The sequence below is a fragment of the Pectobacterium aroidearum genome, assembly GCF_015689195.1.
GTDB classification, from domain to species: domain Bacteria; phylum Pseudomonadota; class Gammaproteobacteria; order Enterobacterales; family Enterobacteriaceae; genus Pectobacterium; species Pectobacterium aroidearum.
Window position 1 is genome coordinate 948,361 of record NZ_CP065044.1, and the last position, 19,554, is coordinate 967,914.

The window sequence follows — 19,554 nt, forward strand, 5'->3', positions numbered from 1 at the left end:
GGAGCCATGATGAAGATAATCGCATTTCTCACCCGCACCCGTCATCCGGGACACATTCACATCACCGATATCATGAGCTGGGTCTGGCTGGTGGTCGGCACGCTGCTGGTGCTGATTCCAGTGATGTGGGCGGCGATGTCGTCGTTCAAAACGCCGGCGGAGATCAACCGCTTTCCGCCCAGCTTTCTGCCGCAGGCGGCGGATACCATCACGCTACCGGAGTACCCGAAGCCGCTGGAGCTGTGGCAGGTTAAGCAGGACGATGGCGACGCGAAAACGATGGCGCTGGTGCGGCGCATCGGCTTGATCGCGCAACTGGTGAACCCGGATGCGCCGAGCGAGGTGGTACGTGTTCCGACCAAAGATCTGGTGCCGATGAAAGCGCTGCATCTGGAGATGGATAACTACGCCACGCCGCTGACGAAGTTCCACTTTACGACGTACTTGAAGAACACCGTGTTCGTGACGGTGATGGCGACGCTGCTGACCCTGTTGCTCAGTTCGATGGCGGCGTTTGCGCTGTCGAAATACGAATTTCGCGGGCGGGGTACGGTGCTGACGCTGTTTCTCTCCACCATGATGATTCCGCTGTCGGTGGTCATGGTGCCGACGTTCCTGGTGGTGATTGGCCTGAACATGGGCGATAACCTGTGGGGCGTGATTATTCCTACGGTCGCGACACCGACGGGCGTATTCCTGCTGCGGCAATATATGCTGACCATCCCCGATGAGCTGATCGAGGCGGCGCGCATCGATGCTGCCAGCGAGTTCCGTATTTACTGGAAGATCATCCTGCCGTTAACCGCCCCCGCGCTGGCGGTGCTGGCGATTTTCTCGGTGATCTGGCGCTGGAACGATTTCCTCTGGCCGCTGATCGTCCTCTCCAGTCAGGATAATTTTACGCTGCAAATCGGTCTGAACGCGTTTCAGGGGCAGTTCTCGGTGCAGTGGCATTATATACTGGCGATGACGATGCTCTCGCTTCTGCCGGTAACGGCGGTGTTCGTCTTCCTGCAAAAATACATCACGACGGGGATTGCCAACACGGGGATGAAATAATGGCGACACTCAAGGATATTGCCGACCGCGCCGGGGTTTCCATTAGCACGGTTTCCCGCGCGCTGAACGGCACGGCGCCGATCAGCGCCAAAGTCAGGCAGCACATCATGGCGATTGCCACCGAGCAGGGTTATCCGCTGCATAAAGTGGCTAAAGCGACCGTTGCGCAGACGGAACCGCTGCGCCACATTCTGCTGGCGACGCCGCGCAACCTGATGCTGGAGAGCGAGTACAATCTGGTGTCGCTGACGCTGATTAACGCCCTGAAAACGTTGTGTTTGCAACGTAATATCCAACTGCGTCCGTTTTTGGGGGAGCATGACACCATTAACGAACAGCAGTTGCTGCGCGAGCTTCAGGGCGGAAAAGAGAGCGGTATTCTGATCGTGAATGACGATCACCCGACGCTGCTGAATGCCGTCGCGGAAAGCGGCATTCCGGCGGTGCTGATTAACGGTGAAGATCCCTCGATGCGCCTGAGCAGCGTCACGCCCGCCAACCACTATGCAGCGGCGGCGGGAGTGCGCTACCTGATCGAACAAGGACATACGCGGATCCTGCACCTGACCTGGACGTCGCGTATGACGATCAAACAGCGCGAGCGCGGCTATCGGGATGCACTTATGCAGGCGGGCATTGTGGTCGATGAGGATCTGATCCTTTCGCTGCCGGATTTCCACCCGCGCACGGCGCGTGATGCGCTATTGCGTTGGCTGACGGCGAACCCTGACAGACTGGGGGTTACCGCGATTTTCTGTGCGGCGGATAATCAGGCCATCGGCGTGATCGACGCGCTGTATCAGCACGGACTACGGGTGCCGGAAGACATGTCGGTGATGGGAATGGACGACATCCTGCCGTTCGATATGCTGCCGGTTTCACTCACCACGGTGCATCTGCCATTTGAAACGATTGCTCGCGCGGCGCTACAGCTGCTGGCGCAGCAAATGACACCTTCACAGGCGCTCGGTATTGCCCAGCGCACCGAGTTGGCCGGACAGGTGGTGGTCAGAGAGTCAGTTCGGCGGGTGGGAAGTCATACCGGTTGAGCTTACGGGCCGCAATGCGGCTCGAAACCCTTTCACGATAACCCGATGGCAACGGCCAGTTGATGTACCAACGCCTTCGCCATCGCAGGTTCGGTCACATTAGTGAATCCCATAAGCAGCCCACCCTGTGATGACCTGCTCATTCGCCAGTCATTCAGCGCCTGAATGGCAAGACCATGAGATTGTGCCGCTGCTGCCAGAGACTGATCGTTGCCACGGGCGGCCAGCTTAGCTAACACATGAATACCGCCCGCCTGCGGCTGGACGATCAGGTGTGAACCTAATGTCTGGAGCAGCTCATCGACGAGATAGCCGCGGCGAATCGCATACAGTGAACGCATTCTGCGCAAATGGCGGGCAAAGTGACCTTGCTCTATGAAAGCCGCCACCGTGGCCTGAGGCAAGATCGAACCGGGGCAGCAAAAATGATTTGCCGTATCCTTGAAGCGCTCGATCTGCGGTTCAGGGACAACCAGATAGGCTAAGCGTAAGCCGGGAAACAGCACCTTGCTGAAGGTGCCGGTGTAGAGCACGCGCCCGTCGCGATCCAGACTTTTCAGCGCCGGCAATGGCCGACCGTGGTAACGGAACTCGCTGTCGTAGTCGTCCTCAATGATCCACGATCGGCGGTGGCTGGCCCATTCCAACAGCTGTAGTCGTCGGGGTAAGGACAACGCCACGCCCATGGGGCTTTGGTGTGTGGGGGTCACTACGGCAAAACGTGCCTCTGCGGCTCGTTGTTGGCCCATGTCCACATTCAGGCCTTCCTCATCCACTGGAACGGGTTCCAGATGCATACCTGCTCGCTCCAAAAACTGGCGCGCAAAGAGATAGCCGGGATCCTCGAACCATCCACTATCACCGGGTTGCAATAACGTGCGACACACCAGTTCCAGCGCTCCCCGGTAGCCTGCGGTGATGAACACCTGCTCGTATGTGCAAGTGATACCGCGCGAGATTCCCAGATAGGTCGCGATGGCGCGGCGAAGTGGTTCATACCCCGCCGGATCGGGATAGATCATGGCTGCCGTATCCAGAGTACGTAAATTGTGTCCGGCAAGGCGCGCCCAGCTCTTGCGGGGAAAGGCATCCAGTGCTGGTAAACCGAGTTGGAAAGGTTGTACTTGATCTGCCTCGGTCTGCGGGCGCGTGGGTATTTGAGAAAGGGATGTGGCGATATGTCCCGACTCGCCCAGATTTTCCAGCCGGGGTGAGACGATGGTTCCTGCTGGGCCGCGTGTCAGGAAATAGCCTTCACTGGCCAGCATCTGATAAGCCATTTCGACCGTGCCGCGTGCCAGATTTAGCTCACTGGCGAGGCTGCGCACGGACGGCACGCGATCGCCCGGATGAAGTTTTCCGGCGGTAATGGCGTCGCGGTAGCGTCGATACAACTGTAAATAGAGCGGTGCATCATGTTCTCTGCTTGGCTTCAGTTGCTGCATGTCCATCCGTCATGTCCCATTCATTTACTCAATTCTTGCACCTTTTTTATGGGTCATGATTTTCCTAACATACCCGCTCCATTACAAGGAGATTGACATGAGCACCTTTCGATTGAGCCTCATTGACAGCGATCGGGACTACCTGGCTTGCTTTGATGTTATGCGGGAGCTACGGCCTCATCTTCCTGATGCTGCTGCATTCACTGCGCAGGCTCGTCGTCAGGCTGGGCAAGGTTATCGTCTGCTGGCGGCATGGCAGGGCGATCTCGTCATGGGATTGGCGGGCTATCGCATTCAGGAAAACCTATTGTATGGCCAATTCCTCTATGTTGATGACCTTGTGGTTGCCGTCGCTGCCCGCGATCGGGGGCTCGGCGGCCTGCTGATCGAGGCAATGCGCGAGGAAGCGCAGCGGCAAGATTGTGTTCATCTGGTACTCGATACGGCTCTGGGCAATGCGCTGGCACAACGCTTCTATTTTCGTCAGGGCTTACTCGCTAAAGGGCTACATTTCAACCAGGCGTTATCGGTGTGAAGAGCCATGAAACAACGACTTTGCTGCCACCTCGGATGGCTCGGTCAGGTAACTCTCGACGGTTGAAATATGGGCTCAGACGCTCTATGCGCTGACTTCTTTTCTCGTTCTTTCATTCTTACTGGAGATCTTCTATGAATACGCTTCGTTTGCCCTACCAAACCCTCTCGCCAGAAGCCTATCAAGGGTTCGGCATTGCCAAGAAAGCGCTGAACAAGAGCAGCCTTGGCAAACCGTTGATCGAATTGGTCTATTTGCGTGTTTCACAAATTAATGGCTGCGCTTTTTGTCTGGAGATGCATGCGTCGGCTTTGCGCGCAGACGGTGTGCCAAATGCCAAGCTGGACAGCCTGGCGGGCTGGCGTGTGAGCGCGCAGTTCAATGAACGCGAGCGTGCGGCGCTGGCTTGGACTGAATCGCTTGTGGATGTGGCTCGTAGCCACGCGCCTGATGAAGATTTCGAACCGCTGAAGGCGCATTTCAGCGATGCAGAGATCGCCGATCTGAGCTTTGCCGTTGCGCTGATGAGTGCCTTTAATCGGTTGGCGATCGGCATGCGCCAATAAGGTGTGAGTGAAGATCAACGTAGCGGGTTCATTCATGTTGTGCTCAAATCCCTTACTGTGATGGTTTTATGTCTACGGAGGGAGTGATGGAGATTGAACAGAGAAACTCGGGCGAACATCAAACGGTTATCAATAATGAATCAGGCGTTATTAACGTCAATAATCACCACGGGCAATACACTAATCTGGTGGGCGAAAACACGGCTCGTATTTATAAGGAAATATCGCATTCTGAACAGAGTAAGTTCATTGTCAGTTTTGTCGCCGTTTGTTTATTGCCGGGATTGAGTCTTGTCGCGGATCTTATGCAGATTCATCCTGCAATTAACTTACCGCTGTGGGCGTATGTTGCCGCATTCGGGGTGATATTTGGTGTGGTGCTGGTGGGATATTATGACAATCTCCGCATTTTTGTCGTCGGTGCACCCAATAAAGAGGAATGCAAACAGCTTTATGCCGACAGGTTATTTAGCAGAACCGATGACGGCTATATTGTATTTACCCACACGACAGCATGTATTTATCCTGACTGTTGCGGAAACATCGTGATTGCGACACCTCCAGAGCGATACAACGGAGAATACTCTTTTTTCGGTAAATGCAGCCTGGCTGGCAGGCAGCACTCTTACGGAATTGACTATAACTTCAAAGCGTACCCGATAAAGGTGGATTGGCGGCCGATGCCCAAATCTAACCAATAGCGCAGTGGTGGTGAGTGTCTGGCGCCGCGATATTGCATGCCAGACACGGTTACTGATGTGCTATTTCAGTGATAGCAGACGCTCAAGCGCCGTGACGCGGTAGTCGCGGGCATCGATATAGCCACCGTACCATTCGCTTTCGCTAGGGGAGACGAGCTTCTCGATAAACCAGCGATCTCTCATGATTGAAACCAGTTCAATAATGGTCATGGCAATGGCATAAGCAAACCAAATCGCAGCGATAACCACGCCAAGATAAAACCACGGCCAGTTGACTGTAATGCCGATCAGTTAAGGATCGGTTGACCGATCCAGTGGATGTGTAAAAATCCGGAAATGCTCACCCGTTTCCGGATTTTTTTATGCACATTGGACAGGCTCTTGATCTGGTATCCCATTACGACTCTTTGCGTAACCCACTGACTTCTCTGGGGGATTATCTCGACCCCGAACTCGTCTCACGTTGTCTCGCCGAGTCCGGCACGGTCACGCTACGCAAGCGGCGTCTCCCGCTTGAAATGATGGTCTGGTGCATTGTCGGCATGGCGCTTGAACGTAAAGAGCCCCTTCACCAGATTGTTAACCGTCTGGATATTATGCTGCCGGGTAACCGTCCCTTTGTCGCCCCGAGTGCCGTGATTCAGGCTCGCCAGCGCCTGGGAAGTGAGGCCGTTCGCCGTGTGTTCACACAAACTGCACAGCTCTGGCATAGTGAAACGCCACATCCACACTGGTGTGGCCTGACTCTGCTGGCCGTGGATGGCGTGGTCTGGCGAACGCCGGATACACCAGAAAATGATGCCGCCTTCCCGCGCCAGACACATGGCGGAAAACCGGGACTCTATCCACAGGTAAAAATGGTCTGCCAGATGGAGCTGACCAGCCATCTGCTGACGGCAGCAGCCTTTGGCACGATGAAAGAGAGTGAAAATGCGCTTGCAGAACAGTTGATAGCACAGACAGGTGATAACACGCTGACTTTACTCGATAAAGGCTATTACGCACTGGGTTTGCTGAATGCCTGGAATCAGGCGGGGAAACACCGGCACTGGCTGATCCCGCTGAAAAAGGGGGCGCAGTATGAAGAGGTCAGGAAGCTGGGTAAAGGTGATCATCTGGTAAAATTGAAAACCAGTCCACAGGCCCGTAAAAAGTGGCCGGGTCTGGGGGAGGAAATCACAGCACGGCTACTGACACTGACCCGCAAAGGAAAGGTCTGTCATCTGCTGACGTCGATGACGGATGCGCTGCGCTTCCCTGGTGGAGAGATGGCGGACCTGTACAGCCACCGGTGGGAAATCGAGCTGGGCTACCGTGAGATAAAGCAGACGATGCAACTGAGCAGGCTGACACTGCGAAGTAAGAAACCTGAGCTCGTGGAGCAGGAGTTATGGGGAGTATTACTGGCCTATAATCTTGTAAGATATCAGATGATTAAAATGGCAGGACATCTGAAAGGATACTGGCCAAATCAGCTGAGCTTCTCAGAATCGTGCGGAATGGTGATGCGAATGCTGATGACACTACAGGGTGCTTCACCGGGCCGCATCCCGGAACTAATGCGTGATCTTGAAAGCCAGGGACAACTGGTGAAATTACCGATAAGAAGGGAAAGGGCCTTCCCACGAATAGTAAAAGAAAGGCCCCAAAAATACAGTAAGGCCCGTAGATAAACTGCCAGTCAGTCGCTTAACTGACTGGCATTACTGCTTCTTGCAGGCATTTTTCTTTGCAGCCAACGCGGCGGCGCAAAGATGGTAGTATGTGGTGAAGTATTGGTTATTTATTCAGGAGCCCGACATTGAAGATTTACCTTGTCGGCGGTGCTGTTCGGGACAGCCTGCTGGGTTTACCCGTCACCGAGAAAGATTGGGTGGTGGTTGGCGCTACGCCGGAGGATCTGCTTGCGCAGGGCTACCAGCAGGTTGGAAAGGATTTTCCCGTTTTCTTACACCCCGTGAGCCACGATGAATACGCCCTCGCGCGTACCGAGCGAAAATCCGGCAAAGGCTATACCGGTTTTGTCTGCCATGCTGCCCCCGATGTCACGTTAGAGCAGGATTTACTGCGCCGCGATTTGACTATCAATGCCATTGCCCGCACCGAGCAGGGAGACCTTATCGATCCTTATCACGGTCGTCGCGATCTTGAGAATCACGTACTGCGCCACGTTTCCGACGCGTTCAGCGAGGATCCGCTACGGGTGCTGCGCGTTGCGCGTTTTGCCGCGCGTTTTGCTCATCTCGGTTTCCAGATTGCAGAAGAAACCATGGCGCTGATGCAAAAAATGGCGCATGAGGGCGAACTGGCCTATCTGACGCCAGAGCGAGTCTGGAAAGAGACGGAAAAAGCGCTTGGTACCTCATCACCCGATGTCTATTTTCAGGTGCTACGTGACTGCGGAGCGCTAGCCGTGCTGTTCCCTGAAATCGATAATCTGTATGGCGTACCAGCCCCCGCCAAATGGCACCCGGAGATCGATACCGGCATTCATACCATGATGACGGTGGCGATGGCCGCACGCCTCAGCCCTGAGATTGACGTGCGCTTTGCTACGCTGTGCCACGATTTAGGAAAAGGGCTGACGCCTCCCGAGCTGTGGCCACGGCATCACGGGCATGGCCCGGCAGGGGTCAAATTGGTTGAAGCGCTGTGTCAGCGCCTGCGTGTGCCTAACCCGATTCGCGATCTGGCGAAACTGGTTGCCGAATATCATGACCTGATTCATACCGTGCAGGTGCTGCAACCTAAAACCCTGCTGAAGTTATTTGATGCGATTGACGTCTGGCGCAAGCCGCAGCGTTTGGAGCAGTTAGCGCTCACTAGCGAAGCCGACGCCCGAGGGCGGGCAGGTTTCGAAGATACGCCTTATCCGCAAGGCGACTATCTGCGTGAAGCCTTCCGCGTTGCCAGCCAGGTCAGCAGTGCAGGCGTGGTTGCCGACGGTTTTAAAGGCATCGACGTGCGCAATGAGCTGGCACGTCGCCGCACTCAGGCATTGGCAGACTGGAAAGCACAACAGCCGGATGCATCCGCTACATCCTGAAACAAAGAGGCCACGCTAATGCGTGGCCTCTCCTCTATCTAACGACAACTGATAGAATTAGTCTTACATAAACACCATGTAAACGACGCCCGCGACGATAAAACGGTAAATCGCAAACGGGACAAACGAGATGCGTTTGATGATTTTCAGGAAGGTTTTAATCGCAATCAGCGCCACGAGAAACGCCGTCACGAAACCAACGGCAAACATCGGTACATCAGACAGCGACAGGAAGTGCCAGCTTTTATACAGATCCAGAACGGTCGCGCCCATCATCATGGGAACCGCCAGAATAAAAGAGAACTCAGAAGCCGCATAGCGGCTGACGCCCATCAGCATCCCGCCGGAAATGGTCGCACCCGAACGAGAAAAACCGGGCCACAGCGCCAGACATTGAAAACAGCCAATCATAAAGGCCTGACGATGCGTGATGTCATCCAGCCCGACGGCACGCGGCTTTTTAGGCTTGAGCCATTCCGCCGCTAACAGCAGAAAACCACCGACAACCAGCGCGTACATCACGTTCTGTGGGTAAAACAGCGATTTGATCACGTCATGAAAAACCAGCCCAAGCACCACGGCGGGAATCATTGCCAGCAAGATGTGCGTCAATTTCAGTCGACCCGCCGTATGCCCTTCGTGCGGGACTTCACCGAAGTGAATCCCAATCAGACCAAAGAGGCGACGCCAGAACATGACAACAACGGCCAGAATCGAGCCAAGCTGAATAATCACTTCAAACGTCTTGGCTTTCTCATCAACAAACCCTAACCAATGACCAACAATAATCATATGCCCCGTAGACGATACGGGCAAAAACTCGGTCAGTCCTTCGACCACGCCAAGAATAAATGCGATTAGCAATGAATGCAGGTCAGTCATCTAAAAATCCTTGCCTTAATAAAAACGAAAATTCAGCCCATAAAAAAGCGGCCGCGTACTTTCGCGAGCCGCTACACACACCCTAAATAATTCGAGTTGCAGGAAGGCGGCAAGCGAATGAGTCCCGATGAGCTTACTCAAGTAAGTGATTCGGGTGAGTGAACGCAGCCAACGCACATGCAGCTTGAAGTATGACGGGTATAACTGGCTTATAGACTATTTGGGTTACGGTTTAGTTGCACGTAAATCAGTATTTTTCTGTTAAATCAGATTTATCGCGCGCCGCGCTCAATAATGACCCCAACCTGACGCGCCTGCGCGACCGCGCCAGGCTTGCTGAGCTTGATCCGCAACCAGGGAATCGAGAAGCGCTGCATCAGCATGTGGGCGACTTCTTCAGCAACACGCTCCACCAGCGCAAAGCGCTGATTTGCCACATGAGCAATCACCGCCTCGCTGACATCCGCATAGCTCAGGCAGTCATTGACATCATCACTGGCGGCAGCCTGACGGTTATCCCAGCCCATTTCGATATCGAACACCAGTTTCTGCTGGATAGTCTGTTCCCAATCGTAAACACCGATCGTAGTGATTACAGTAAGTTCTTCAATAAATACGATATCCATCACGCCATTCTCTGTTTTTGTCGCTGTCGGATACCACTTCCGACGGAATGTGCGTATTATCCACAGATGAGAAGAGTAAAACGACCCTTATTAAACGGAATGGCGTTATGAGTGTTACCGCGCTTGGTATGATGTTAATCGCGTATCTGTGTGGCTCTATTTCCAGTGCGATTTTGTTCTGCAGAATAGCTGGGCTACCAGACCCGCGTCAGCATGGTTCCGGGAACCCCGGAGCCACTAACGTATTGCGTATTGGCGGCAAGGCTGCCGCTGCAACCGTATTGGTTTTTGATGTCCTGAAAGGCATGTTGCCAGTCTGGGCCGCTTACGCACTGGGCGTCTCCCCGTTGTATCTCGGGTTAACTGCCATTGCGGCCTGCCTCGGTCATATCTATCCAGTCTTTTTTCACTTTCGCGGCGGCAAAGGTGTGGCAACGGCTTTTGGCGCCATCGCACCGATCGGCTGGGATCTGACGGGCCTGATGACCGGGACCTGGCTACTGACCGTTCTACTGAGCGGCTATTCCTCACTCGGCGCCATCGTCAGTGCGCTCATCGCCCCGTTTTACGTCTGGTGGTTCAAGCCACAGTTTACGTTTCCCGTCGCGATGCTCTCTTGTCTGATACTGATGCGTCATCACGACAATATCCAACGTCTGTGGCGCGGGCAGGAAAGCAAAATCTGGAACAAGCTGCGGAAGAAGAAACAGCCAGAAGACGAGAAAACGTCTCCCGAAGAGTAAGGCAAAAAAATTCCCGTTTTCACGGGAATTTTTTTATGAAGTATGAAGGGGGAATTAGAATCGGCCGATGGCGGCAAACTCCTGCGACTGAACCTTAAACTGTGCCATGCTTTCTGCCAGCAGACGTGCCTGATCTTCCAGTGAGCGTGTGGCAGCGGCGGACTCTTCAACCAGAGAAGCATTGTGCTGGGCAACCTCATCCATCTGCGATACCGCCAGATTCACCTGTCCAATGCCATTGCTTTGCTCACGCGTTGCCGTTGAAATCTCACGCATCAGCGACGTCACACGCGCTACCGCCTCAGAAACATCGTTCATCGTTTCGCCCGCCATTTTTGCCATAACGGTACCTTCACTGACGCGGCTCTGGGATTCTTCCATCAGCGTTTTGATTTCTTTAGCCGATTGCGCACTGCGCTGCGCCAGATTGCGGACTTCACCTGCCACCACGGCAAATCCTCGCCCTTGCTCACCCGCACGCGCGGCTTCAACCGCCGCATTCAGCGCCAGAATATTGGTCTGGAACGCGATGCCATCAATCACGGCCAGAATATCGGCAATACGTTCTGAGCTGCTGGAGATCATCTGCATTTTCTCAATCATACTGCCCACCGTATCGCTGCCTTTATTCGCGATATCAGACACATTTTGCGCCAGCGTATGCGCTTGTTCCGCACTCTCCGCGTTCAGCGCTACCGTGGCAGTCAACTGCTCCATGCTGGCCGCGGTTTCTTCCAGTGATGACGCTGATTCTTCCGTACGAGCTGCCAGATGGGTATTGCCGGAAGAGAGTTCACGCGTACCGACGTCAATCTGCATACCAGCATCGCGGACGCGTCCCACGGCGGTCGCCAGTGAAGATTGCATTGCTTTCATTGCCTGAATCAGGCGGCCAATTTCATTATTCCCGCCGTCAGCGATGTGCTGGGTCAAATCACCACGGGCAATAAACTCCAGTTGGGTGACCGTCTCTTCAAGCGGAGACAGAATAGAGCGCTTCAGCGCAATCCAGGCAGCCAACACCAGTAGCAGAACAACGACACAGGCAATGCCAATGATCGTCAGGCGCTCGAGCGCAAAGCTCTCTGCTTCAGTGAGCATGTTCTCTCCCACTTCCAGGCCGAAGTCGCGGAATTCGTTCGCCACTTTATCCATCTTAACGCTGAGCGGCGGCAGCACGTCCTGCAATAGCACGTAATAAGCAGCGATATCACCACGTTTTAGCGCATCGACCATCGGCTGAACGCCAAGATTCATGTATTGCTCGTAGTTGCTTTTAACCTCTGCTGCCATTCTGGCACCGCGTTCCGTTACGGTACCGTAGGAGAGAAAGCGCGCCATTTCTTTTTGCGAGAGCGCGGTGTAGGCCTCCGCTCGCGCAACCGAGGCATTTGCGAGATCGGTCAGCCCGCTTTCCATCTGACGAGCAGCCAAGGCAGCTCCCGTTCTGGCACGCAGCGACGCGGTGTAGCTCCCCGCCAGCGCCGTGACTTCTTTGCCCTGAATCTTGTCGATCGTAGTAAGCGACGTGATTCCCTGATTGATTGAGGTAATGCCAATTCCACAGACCAGCAACAACAGCAGTACCATCGTTCCTAACAAAGCAATCAAGCTCGTCTTGATTGTGATATTTCTTAACATTTTTATTTCCCTGATATTACAAATGATAAATAAATGCGGAGAAATGCTCCACATAACGTGATCTCGATCATGTTCCTATCGGTAGCAAGCCTGCTTTCTTTAAAGAAACTTTAGTAACGAAAGTATTTTTACTTAAACGACGCATGCGAGCGCATGGCGCCTCGGTACGCTAAAAATCGGGGACATTAAACGCTTTTTGGCTATAATGACGGCCACGCTATTTCAGGTTTTAAGAGAAGGAAACTGACATGAGTCTGAACAATGTTCCGGCAGGTAAAGATCTGCCAGAAGATATCTATGTAGTAATTGAAATCCCTGCGAATGCCGATCCAATCAAATATGAAATTGATAAAGATACCGGCGCGCTGTTTGTAGACCGTTTCATGTCTACAGCTATGTTCTACCCGTGCAACTACGGCTACATCAACCACACGCTGTCTCTGGATGGCGACCCGGTTGACGTGCTGGTTCCAACGCCGTATCCGCTGCAGCCGGGCTCAGTGATCCGTTGCCGTCCTGTTGGCGTGCTGAAAATGACCGACGAAGCGGGCGAAGATGCCAAGCTGGTTGCCGTTCCGCACAGCAAGCTGACCAAAGAATACGATCACATTAAAGACGTTAACGACCTGCCTGAACTGCTGCGTGCACAGATCGGCCACTTCTTTGAACACTACAAAGATCTGGAAAAAGGCAAGTGGGTAAAAGTAGAAGGTTGGGACAACGCTGCAGCGGCAAAAGCCGAGATCGTTGCCTCCTTCGAGCGCGCAAAAAACAAATAAGCGCCGCGCAATATGCGTTACCCCCCTTACGGGCTAAGATAGCGCACGATCAAAAACACCGCCTTACGCGGTGTTTTTTATTTATAACGACCTCGACCTGATTAGCTACGTAGCCTCAAGCCTCTTCTTCATCACGCTTCAGCCAGTCACCGCTGGCTATACGCGTCAGCCCTACAACAGGGTGTTTGTACAGATAGATCCAGGCACTGCCCAAAGGCGTGGAAATCAGCTCACGCTGGTATTCGTGACCGTCCCGCTTTAACGCATCCAGTTCCGTCAATATCGACGAACTAATGCGATAAACCTCACAATGGATTTCTCCATCACCAGGTACTACTGCCGGATAATGGCCGAGATCGTACAGCTCGAAACCTGCGAGCTGACAATCCCCTAGCCATTGCGCATTTGTCATCCAATGACTATTTCCCTGTTTGCGTCGTAAACTGCCGTAAACAATAATTCGCATCGCTAAAACTCAAACTGATAGAGCACATCTAATGCCTGGCTAATTCCAGACACCGCTTCCAAGTATAGCTTTGGCATCAAGCGGTAACGCAGCGTTAACGTTGCCAAAGAATCGAATATGCCAACACCATATTTCACTTGCAGACCCGGAAGGACGTAGCCGCTGACGACAACCTGAGAATTATCGCCAACACCCTGTGTATCCAGAGCTAAATTACTTACGCCAAAGGCCTCGCCGATTTTACCCACAACTTGACCACTTTGTGCAACCCCTAAACCGACTAACATTGAGGTCATTGCCGAGCTATCGGCTCCACCGCTGTCCAAACCCTGTCCACGCAGCAGATAAGAGAGTGCTTCCTGCTGCGACATTGCCGGATCGGAGAAGACTTCCAGCTTCGGCGTAGCGGCCATGCCGGTGACACGCACCCCGGCGGTGACGTCATCAGCGGTGTTGTCTGGGTTACGAATGGCTTCGATATTCAGGATCGGCTGATCAGGCGAGCCAGAGAACAGAATCAGACCTTTGCGGACGATCAAATCCTGCCCGTAGGCTTTAAAACGGCCGGACGGAATATCGATTTGTCCGTTCAGCCCTAATCCACGTTCGTCCTGAACCATTTTCAGATCGCCCTGCAAGCGGGCAGCCAGCCCGAACGCATCCAGCCGTACATCATTTCCGACGCGGATTGTCAGATTGCTGTTAATCGGAATTGCCGCACTGGCTTTCTTCAGTGGCTGGCGCTGGGCATCCAGCATCACTTCATCCGATGACACCGCCACCGCGCTTTCCGGCATATCTTTAACCACAATGCGCGCCCACGGAATACTGACCGAACCGTTTAACGCAAACAGCTGCGGCGTAGCCTCGAAGACAATATCCGGCGAGACATCCAGCCGCGCCATCGGTGGAATCGTCACCCGCAGCTTCTGGCCTTTCGCCGCAATCCGCGCACGCCACACATCAGGCCGCGACCAGTCGGCATTCCCGCCGAGGTTCAACTGTCCGTTATCCGTTTTCAGAAAGCCTTGCAGCGTTGATGACATCCCGCTGAAATTCACCGCCAGCCGCCCGTTGGTCAGATCAACCGGCATCCAGTTGCCATCAATATCCAATCGCTCCAGCACCATCTGGCCAAAGATCTGAGGACGTGCCGCATCCCCTGCCAAGCGCAGGTTCGCATTCAATATCCCTGCCGCTTTCTCTCCTTTACTCAACGCAGGGTTGAGCAAGGCCAGCGAAATATTGTTAATTGTGACATTGCCGCCGAGATTGCGCCGCCCTTGTGGATCGGTCACCTGAATATCACCGCTGAAGCGCCCGTTCTCGCGAATCGCCATCAGCCAGCCAAGCTGCGCCCGCCCGCGATCGAGCCCGGCATTCAGCGTAAAGGTATCGAAATCAATCGGCAGCGTGTTGCCCTGCATCTGCTGACGAACGCTCACACCGTTGCCCACCAGCGACACTTTCGCCTGTGGTAAGCCTTGCCCCGCCTGCCAACTGATATCCGCACCACCGGTAAACGTCCCCGCCAGCACGGTATCTGCCGTCAGGAACGGCTTTAACATAGCGAGATCGAAACGGTTCAATCGGATACTTGCCTGTCCGCTCGGTCCGGCCTCAATCGCTTTCGGTACGCACAGTTCTGCGTTTGGGTTACGCCAGCAGTGTGTCCCGATGGTGATCTTCTGCTGCGTATTCAGGTAGTCCAGCGCTATATCCTGCGTCAAACGCCATTCACCGACAGGGGTGTCGAAGCGGGTATTGTTCAGCGTACCGCGCCAACGCTGTTCCTGACGATCGAAGCTGCCTGAAAGTACCAGTTGCCCCGCGACCGGTTCACCCTGCATAGTCAGCCGAAGCTGATGCTGCTTTTCATTGCCGCTGGCATCCAGCGTCAACAACGCAATATTCAGGCCGTCCTGCTTCAACGCTTCAAGACGCACAGCCAGCTTGCCCTGAATCTGCTGTTCGGAGCGCACATCGCCTTCTACTCTCACCTGACTTATCGTTATTGCCTGCCAGCGCAGGCCGGAAGCGGTGATATCCGCCAGCATCTGCGGTTCACGCAGATTGCCGCGTAGCTTGAGTGTTCCGATGGCGCGTCCTGCCAGACCCGGCAACATACCGTCCAGCGACGGCGCATTGATGTCTGCATCCAACTGCCATTTGTCGCTCAGGTCACCTTTGACATTCAACTGGTTGCGACCTAATGCCAGATTCAGCCCTGGTATTGTCCACTGGCCTGCCGCATTGCCACGCAGTTCACCTCTGGCCGTGAGCTTATTCGCTTTCACGTTGCCATCCAGCCGTAGTTCCGGTACCTGCAACTGCCAGCTACCGCCATAGACGCTACCGCGCGTTGTTATCTTGCCATCTATTTTCGCAGGCCATTCAGGCCACTGTTTCGCGGTGTTAATCCCGTTCAGCAGCAGCTCACTGCGCCAGCTTATCGCTTTGCTCCAGTCGATAAGCGCACTCAGATCGGCATTCCCCTGCAACGCCGCCAGCCGCAAGCGGCTCAGCGTAAACTGCTGCTCGTTGCCTTTGCCATCCAGTAGCAGCGTCGCGGGAGGAATATCCGCACCGCTCAGATCGCCGCGCAGCGATAACGCGTAGTCGGTCACTTTGCCATTAAAACGCAGCCTGACGTTATTGGCCTGATACTGCGTTGTCCCCGTCAGCGGCCAGCGCACACGCTCGGTTTGCAACGTCAACGCCAGCGGCAGCCCGGCTTCCGCCAGTTTGGTCTGCAAATCCAACTGAGCGCGCTGCGGCCCAGAAAGATTCAGAGCCACATTCAGCTGTTCACGCAGGCCGCCATCGACCGCCAGTTTCAACGTTTCGCCTTTGAGCGGATCGACATTCAGCACGCCGTTCGCCGTCAGCGAGACGGGCCAGTTATCGCTAAGCGTCGCTTCACCGCGTACATTCAACCCACCCTGCGGCGATTGCACGATCAGTTTGTCCAGTCGCAAATGCTGTTGCTGGGTCGACACCTGTACGAACAGGTTATTAATCACAATGTCCTGATCGCCCGTCAGCCGCAGCTGTTCACCGTGGATCTCAACAATATTCAGATCCAACGGCAGCGTGAACTGCGGTAAATCCGGTAATAGCGGTTTGGAGAATAGCTCGCTCAGGCGTTCGCCCAGCGGCTGTTCAGGGACTGCCGGCTTGTCAGCGGCGCCATCCGTTTTTGGCGTCGACGCTGTCGGTATCGGTGTCGTCGTCGTGGCGGCCGCTACCGTATTATTCGCCTCTAGCACTTTATCGATTTGAAGCGTTTGCGAAGAGCCTTGCTCAGCCGCCTCACGTACGTTCGCCGCCGTTTCTTTGATGACGGACGCCATTTCCGCCGCCGTCACTTTGCCATCTTCCAGCACATCGACAGGGGTTTTCGGTAAAGCCACCAGCAGTGCGCTGATTTTGGTCGGCAGTAGCGTCAATGCGCGCCCTTCCCACTGCATTCCGGTGCGGAATTCGCCCAGAGAAATCGCCGTGTCATCCACGGTAACCTGGACGCTATTGAGCACGAGTTGACGTAGAGAGATAGGGAAAGGTGCGGAGATTTCCGTGACTGGAGTCGAAGGCGGCGGTGGCTCTTCCGCCACAGGCAGGGCTTTGGTATCCACAACCACATCGACGCGGTTCGCCGAGAGATCGTTAATGCACAGCTGGCTTTTGCGCAGACACCCCAGCGCGAGCGACAGGTGAAATTCATCACTCTTTACCGTCACGCCCGGCATCTCGTAGCTGACATTTTTCAGCGTTAAATCACGCCAGCCGCCGCTCACGCTGGCAATGTCCAGCCCCGGCACCACGCGTGCTGCGGTATTCAGCAACAGGTGCAGACCCGGCGTAGTGCCCACCAGCAGCCCTATGCCAACAACAAGCAGCAACAAGAATGCGGCGATACCAATGCCGATGCGTTTCCACCAGCGCCCTTTTCGTACAGGCGTCGTCGGCACGTTATCCTGCGCGATGTTTTCTTCTGCCGCGGCATCCTGTGCTTTTTTTTCGTTTTTTTCATCCATCATAATTCAGGCCCCAGCGCGATATAGAACTGAACATCGTTCTTCTTCTCTGCATCGCCGATCGGCATGGCAACATCGAGTTTCACCGGGCCAATCGGCGAGGCCCAGCGTACGCCGACGCCCGAACCGGTCTTGAAATTACTCCGTTTGATGTCATTCACTGCTTCACCTGAATCAACAAAAACCGCGCCCCACCATTTTCCCGTTACGTTGTATTGGTATTCGAGCGAGCCGGTCGCCAGCTTGGACGCACCGGTCAGTTTGCCGTCGCTGTCGCGTGGCGAAATCGATTTGTATTTATACCCACGAATGCTGCGATCGCCACCGGCAAAGAAACGTAGTGAGGGCGGGACACGGGAGAAATTATTGGTCTCAATCCAGCCCAGATTGCCGCGCGCGACAAAGCGGTGTTTGTCCGCCAGCGTACGAATCCAGACGTTTTGCGCCTGAACCACGGCAAAATCGATATCCGATCCCCAGAGGGTGTCTGAAACATCGATGGAATAGCGCTGCGTGTCGCCCCACACCGGCATCAGCCCGCCGCGTTGACGGGTTCGGTTAATGCTGACGCCCGGATAAATCAGCATCGTGGTATCCGTCACGCTCGCCTGCGTAAAGTGGTCGAGACTCCAGCGCAGATTAATCGCCCGTTGCCAGCCGCTGGAGAGATCCCAGTAGCGTGCCACGTTCAGCGTGGTGCCATCGGATTTGGTATCGTTGAGATCTTCGCGCTTGAAGCCGCCTTGTAGCAGGTAATACTGCTCTAGCGGGTTCTTCAATAAGGGGATTTTGTAGCTAAAATCAAGCGATTGCTCCGGCGCAGACACACTCAGGCTGCTTTCCAGACTGTGGCCCCGCGAATTCACCCAAGGCTTATTCCAGGTGGTTTTAAAACGTGGGCCAACATCGGTCGCGTACCCCACCCCGGTTTCGATACGGTTACGGGTTCGCGGCGTCACCACGGCTTCCAGCGGCAGTACCTTAGAGCTTTTCGACTGTTCGAAATCGGGTGAGACTACGACAGAATTAAACCATCCCGTCGCAGAAAGACGACGGTTTAACTCACCGAGATCTTCACTGGTGTAGGCATCGCCTTCATGAAACGGCACCAGATTTTGCAGGTAATCATCGCGGATTTGTGCGCCCTGAAAATGTACGGCACCAAAGCGATAGCGTTCACCGCTATCAAAATCGATATCCCAAAACGCTTCTCTCTCTTCCCGCATAACGCCAAGCTGGCTTTGCTGGAAGCGCGCATCGAAATAGCCTTTGCGTAATGACAAACCGTTCAACCCGCTTTTAAAGCGATCGAAATCGCCGTGGTTCAGCACCGACCCGATTTCAGGGCGATCGTCTTTAACCAGCTGCTGGTAGTCTTTATCGTCATGCGCGCCACCGCGTAGGGTGATGTTCACTCCGGCAATTTTTACCGGTTCGCCGGGGGTGACGGTAGCAATTAATACGGGTCGCCCGCCATTAACGGCAGGCCGGAATTCAAAGCCAATCTGTGGATCGTAATAGCCAAGCGCGCGCAATCCCTGACGGATCGCTTCATCGACGCGCGAGCGGAAACGCCCGTCGGCATTCACCTCATCAACCGCAATGGTCGATAAACGTGCCCGAACATTTTTTTGTAGCTGCCCTTCCAGCCCCATGACTTGCAGACGCACATTCGCCGCCTGGCTCTCCGGTGCCAACATGAGCAACGCACACATCAGGCCAAGAAACCGGTACCGTGGCGCACCACAGCCAGCAAAACTGTTTTTTTGTCCTGCTATGCCTTTTTGCCCGGTAACGCTTTTTTTTCCAATGAGACTGTTCTTTGAAGTGAAACGTCTTTTTGCAATGAAAGTAGTCACTGAGCTCCCTGATAAATCGGTCTGTCGCCTAAAACCTTGTCGTCTAAAACCTATAGCATGGCTTTTATCACTTCGCCCGCCGTGTTGACGGACGCCGCTGTACGCCTACCTGACAATCCG

The 19,554-nt window shown here is 54.4% G+C and carries 17 protein-coding genes; 9 read left to right on the forward strand and 8 right to left on the reverse strand.

Translation table 11 applies throughout. The features are described 5' to 3' along the window. The first annotated feature begins 6 nt into the window (after positions 1-6). Positions 7-1,059: a carbohydrate ABC transporter permease gene (locus tag I2D83_RS04210; RefSeq protein WP_205947597.1), complete on the forward strand. Its 1,053-nt coding sequence runs from the start codon at positions 7-9 to the stop codon at positions 1,057-1,059. Beyond that, a complete protein-coding gene (locus tag I2D83_RS04215) occupies positions 1,059-2,108 on the forward strand; it encodes a LacI family DNA-binding transcriptional regulator (RefSeq protein WP_205947598.1) in 1,050 nt (349 codons plus the stop codon). The genes I2D83_RS04210 and I2D83_RS04215 overlap by 1 nt, the downstream gene beginning before the upstream one ends. A gap of 32 nt (positions 2,109-2,140) precedes the next feature. Here I2D83_RS04215 and pdxR read toward each other — a convergent pair whose 3' ends face one another. Next, the gene (pdxR, locus tag I2D83_RS04220) at positions 2,141-3,559 is read right to left on the reverse strand and encodes a MocR-like pyridoxine biosynthesis transcription factor PdxR (RefSeq protein ID WP_205947599.1); all 1,419 of its coding nucleotides are present in this window, start codon (positions 3,557-3,559) and stop codon (positions 2,141-2,143) included. Between the two features lie 91 nt (positions 3,560-3,650). Between pdxR and I2D83_RS04225 the strand changes: the two genes are divergently transcribed. The 3 genes from I2D83_RS04225 (at position 3,651) to I2D83_RS04235 (ending at position 5,355) form a co-directional block, all read left to right on the forward strand. After that, positions 3,651-4,088, forward strand: coding sequence for a GNAT family N-acetyltransferase (locus tag I2D83_RS04225; protein ID WP_181845942.1), 438 nt, complete (start codon positions 3,651-3,653; stop codon positions 4,086-4,088). A 134-nt stretch (positions 4,089-4,222) separates the two neighbouring features. Continuing rightward, a complete protein-coding gene (locus tag I2D83_RS04230) occupies positions 4,223-4,654 on the forward strand; it encodes a carboxymuconolactone decarboxylase family protein (RefSeq protein WP_181845941.1) in 432 nt (143 codons plus the stop codon). Positions 4,655-4,740: 86 nt separating this feature from the next. Next, positions 4,741-5,355, forward strand: coding sequence for a hypothetical protein (locus I2D83_RS04235; protein ID WP_205947600.1), 615 nt, complete (start codon positions 4,741-4,743; stop codon positions 5,353-5,355). Between the two features lie 60 nt (positions 5,356-5,415). On the opposite strand, the gene I2D83_RS04240 is transcribed toward I2D83_RS04235, so the two are convergent. Then, positions 5,416-5,604, reverse strand: a complete 189-nt coding sequence (locus I2D83_RS04240) for a hypothetical protein (RefSeq protein ID WP_241007270.1) — start codon at positions 5,602-5,604, stop codon at positions 5,416-5,418. A gap of 113 nt (positions 5,605-5,717) precedes the next feature. On the opposite strand from I2D83_RS04240, the gene I2D83_RS04245 reads away from it, so the two are divergent. Continuing rightward, a complete protein-coding gene (locus I2D83_RS04245) occupies positions 5,718-7,028 on the forward strand; it encodes an IS4 family transposase (RefSeq protein ID WP_182101296.1) in 1,311 nt (436 codons plus the stop codon). A 128-nt stretch (positions 7,029-7,156) separates the two neighbouring features. Next, complete coding sequence (locus I2D83_RS04250; RefSeq protein WP_205947601.1) at positions 7,157-8,401, forward strand: multifunctional CCA addition/repair protein; 1,245 nt, start codon at positions 7,157-7,159, stop codon at positions 8,399-8,401. 63 nt (positions 8,402-8,464) lie between these two features. Here I2D83_RS04250 and bacA read toward each other — a convergent pair whose 3' ends face one another. Together bacA and folB are read right to left on the reverse strand one after the other, a co-directional pair. Next, positions 8,465-9,283, reverse strand: a complete 819-nt coding sequence (bacA, locus tag I2D83_RS04255) for an undecaprenyl-diphosphate phosphatase (protein ID WP_180778657.1) — start codon at positions 9,281-9,283, stop codon at positions 8,465-8,467. Between the two features lie 272 nt (positions 9,284-9,555). Then, positions 9,556-9,909, reverse strand: a complete 354-nt coding sequence (gene folB / locus I2D83_RS04260; RefSeq protein ID WP_015841556.1) for a bifunctional dihydroneopterin aldolase/7,8-dihydroneopterin epimerase — start codon at positions 9,907-9,909, stop codon at positions 9,556-9,558. A gap of 107 nt (positions 9,910-10,016) precedes the next feature. Here folB and plsY point away from each other — a divergent pair, with 107 nt between their 5' ends. Then, positions 10,017-10,652, forward strand: coding sequence for a glycerol-3-phosphate 1-O-acyltransferase PlsY (gene plsY, locus I2D83_RS04265; protein ID WP_015841557.1), 636 nt, complete (start codon positions 10,017-10,019; stop codon positions 10,650-10,652). 54 nt (positions 10,653-10,706) lie between these two features. Here the strand turns inward: plsY and I2D83_RS04270 are convergent, their stop codons facing one another. After that, the gene (locus I2D83_RS04270) at positions 10,707-12,293 is read right to left on the reverse strand and encodes a methyl-accepting chemotaxis protein (protein WP_194430967.1); all 1,587 of its coding nucleotides are present in this window, start codon (positions 12,291-12,293) and stop codon (positions 10,707-10,709) included. Between the two features lie 248 nt (positions 12,294-12,541). Here I2D83_RS04270 and ppa point away from each other — a divergent pair, with 248 nt between their 5' ends. Beyond that, complete coding sequence (gene ppa, locus I2D83_RS04275) at positions 12,542-13,072, forward strand: inorganic diphosphatase (protein ID WP_010278977.1); 531 nt, start codon at positions 12,542-12,544, stop codon at positions 13,070-13,072. Positions 13,073-13,187: 115 nt separating this feature from the next. On the opposite strand, the gene I2D83_RS04280 is transcribed toward ppa, so the two are convergent. From I2D83_RS04280 to tamA, 3 genes are read right to left on the reverse strand one after another with little or no spacing between them, the layout of a single operon-like run. Continuing rightward, positions 13,188-13,538, reverse strand: coding sequence for a gamma-glutamylcyclotransferase family protein (locus I2D83_RS04280; RefSeq protein ID WP_015841560.1), 351 nt, complete (start codon positions 13,536-13,538; stop codon positions 13,188-13,190). A 2-nt stretch (positions 13,539-13,540) separates the two neighbouring features. Continuing rightward, positions 13,541-17,578 (reverse strand): autotransporter assembly complex protein TamB, encoded by a 4,038-nt coding sequence (gene tamB, locus I2D83_RS04285; protein ID WP_205947602.1) that lies wholly within the window; start codon positions 17,576-17,578, stop codon positions 13,541-13,543. Continuing rightward, positions 17,575-19,290: an autotransporter assembly complex protein TamA gene (gene tamA / locus I2D83_RS04290; protein WP_181845893.1), complete on the reverse strand. Its 1,716-nt coding sequence runs from the start codon at positions 19,288-19,290 to the stop codon at positions 17,575-17,577. Before tamA ends, tamB begins: the two co-directional genes overlap by 4 nt. Between the last annotated feature and the right edge of the window lie 264 nt (positions 19,291-19,554).

Excerpts from the sequence above, each read along its gene's own strand:
- I2D83_RS04210 (WP_205947597.1), top strand. The coding sequence starts at position 7 with ATGATGAAGATAATCGCATTTCTCACCCGCACCCGTCATCCGGGACAC.
- I2D83_RS04215 (WP_205947598.1), top strand. The coding sequence starts at position 1,059 with ATGGCGACACTCAAGGATATTGCCGACCGCGCCGGGGTTTCCATTAGC.
- pdxR (WP_205947599.1), bottom strand. The coding sequence starts at position 3,559 with ATGGACATGCAGCAACTGAAGCCAAGCAGAGAACATGATGCACCGCTC.
- I2D83_RS04225 (WP_181845942.1), top strand. The coding sequence starts at position 3,651 with ATGAGCACCTTTCGATTGAGCCTCATTGACAGCGATCGGGACTACCTG.
- I2D83_RS04230 (WP_181845941.1), top strand. The coding sequence starts at position 4,223 with ATGAATACGCTTCGTTTGCCCTACCAAACCCTCTCGCCAGAAGCCTAT.
- I2D83_RS04235 (WP_205947600.1), top strand. The coding sequence starts at position 4,741 with ATGGAGATTGAACAGAGAAACTCGGGCGAACATCAAACGGTTATCAAT.
- I2D83_RS04245 (WP_182101296.1), top strand. The coding sequence starts at position 5,718 with ATGCACATTGGACAGGCTCTTGATCTGGTATCCCATTACGACTCTTTG.
- bacA (WP_180778657.1), bottom strand. The coding sequence starts at position 9,283 with ATGACTGACCTGCATTCATTGCTAATCGCATTTATTCTTGGCGTGGTC.
- folB (WP_015841556.1), bottom strand. The coding sequence starts at position 9,909 with ATGGATATCGTATTTATTGAAGAACTTACTGTAATCACTACGATCGGT.
- plsY (WP_015841557.1), top strand. The coding sequence starts at position 10,017 with ATGAGTGTTACCGCGCTTGGTATGATGTTAATCGCGTATCTGTGTGGC.
- I2D83_RS04270 (WP_194430967.1), bottom strand. The coding sequence starts at position 12,293 with ATGTTAAGAAATATCACAATCAAGACGAGCTTGATTGCTTTGTTAGGA.
- ppa (WP_010278977.1), top strand. The coding sequence starts at position 12,542 with ATGAGTCTGAACAATGTTCCGGCAGGTAAAGATCTGCCAGAAGATATC.
- I2D83_RS04280 (WP_015841560.1), bottom strand. The coding sequence starts at position 13,538 with ATGCGAATTATTGTTTACGGCAGTTTACGACGCAAACAGGGAAATAGT.
- tamB (WP_205947602.1), bottom strand. The coding sequence starts at position 17,578 with ATGATGGATGAAAAAAACGAAAAAAAAGCACAGGATGCCGCGGCAGAA.
- tamA (WP_181845893.1), bottom strand. The coding sequence starts at position 19,290 with ATGTGTGCGTTGCTCATGTTGGCACCGGAGAGCCAGGCGGCGAATGTG.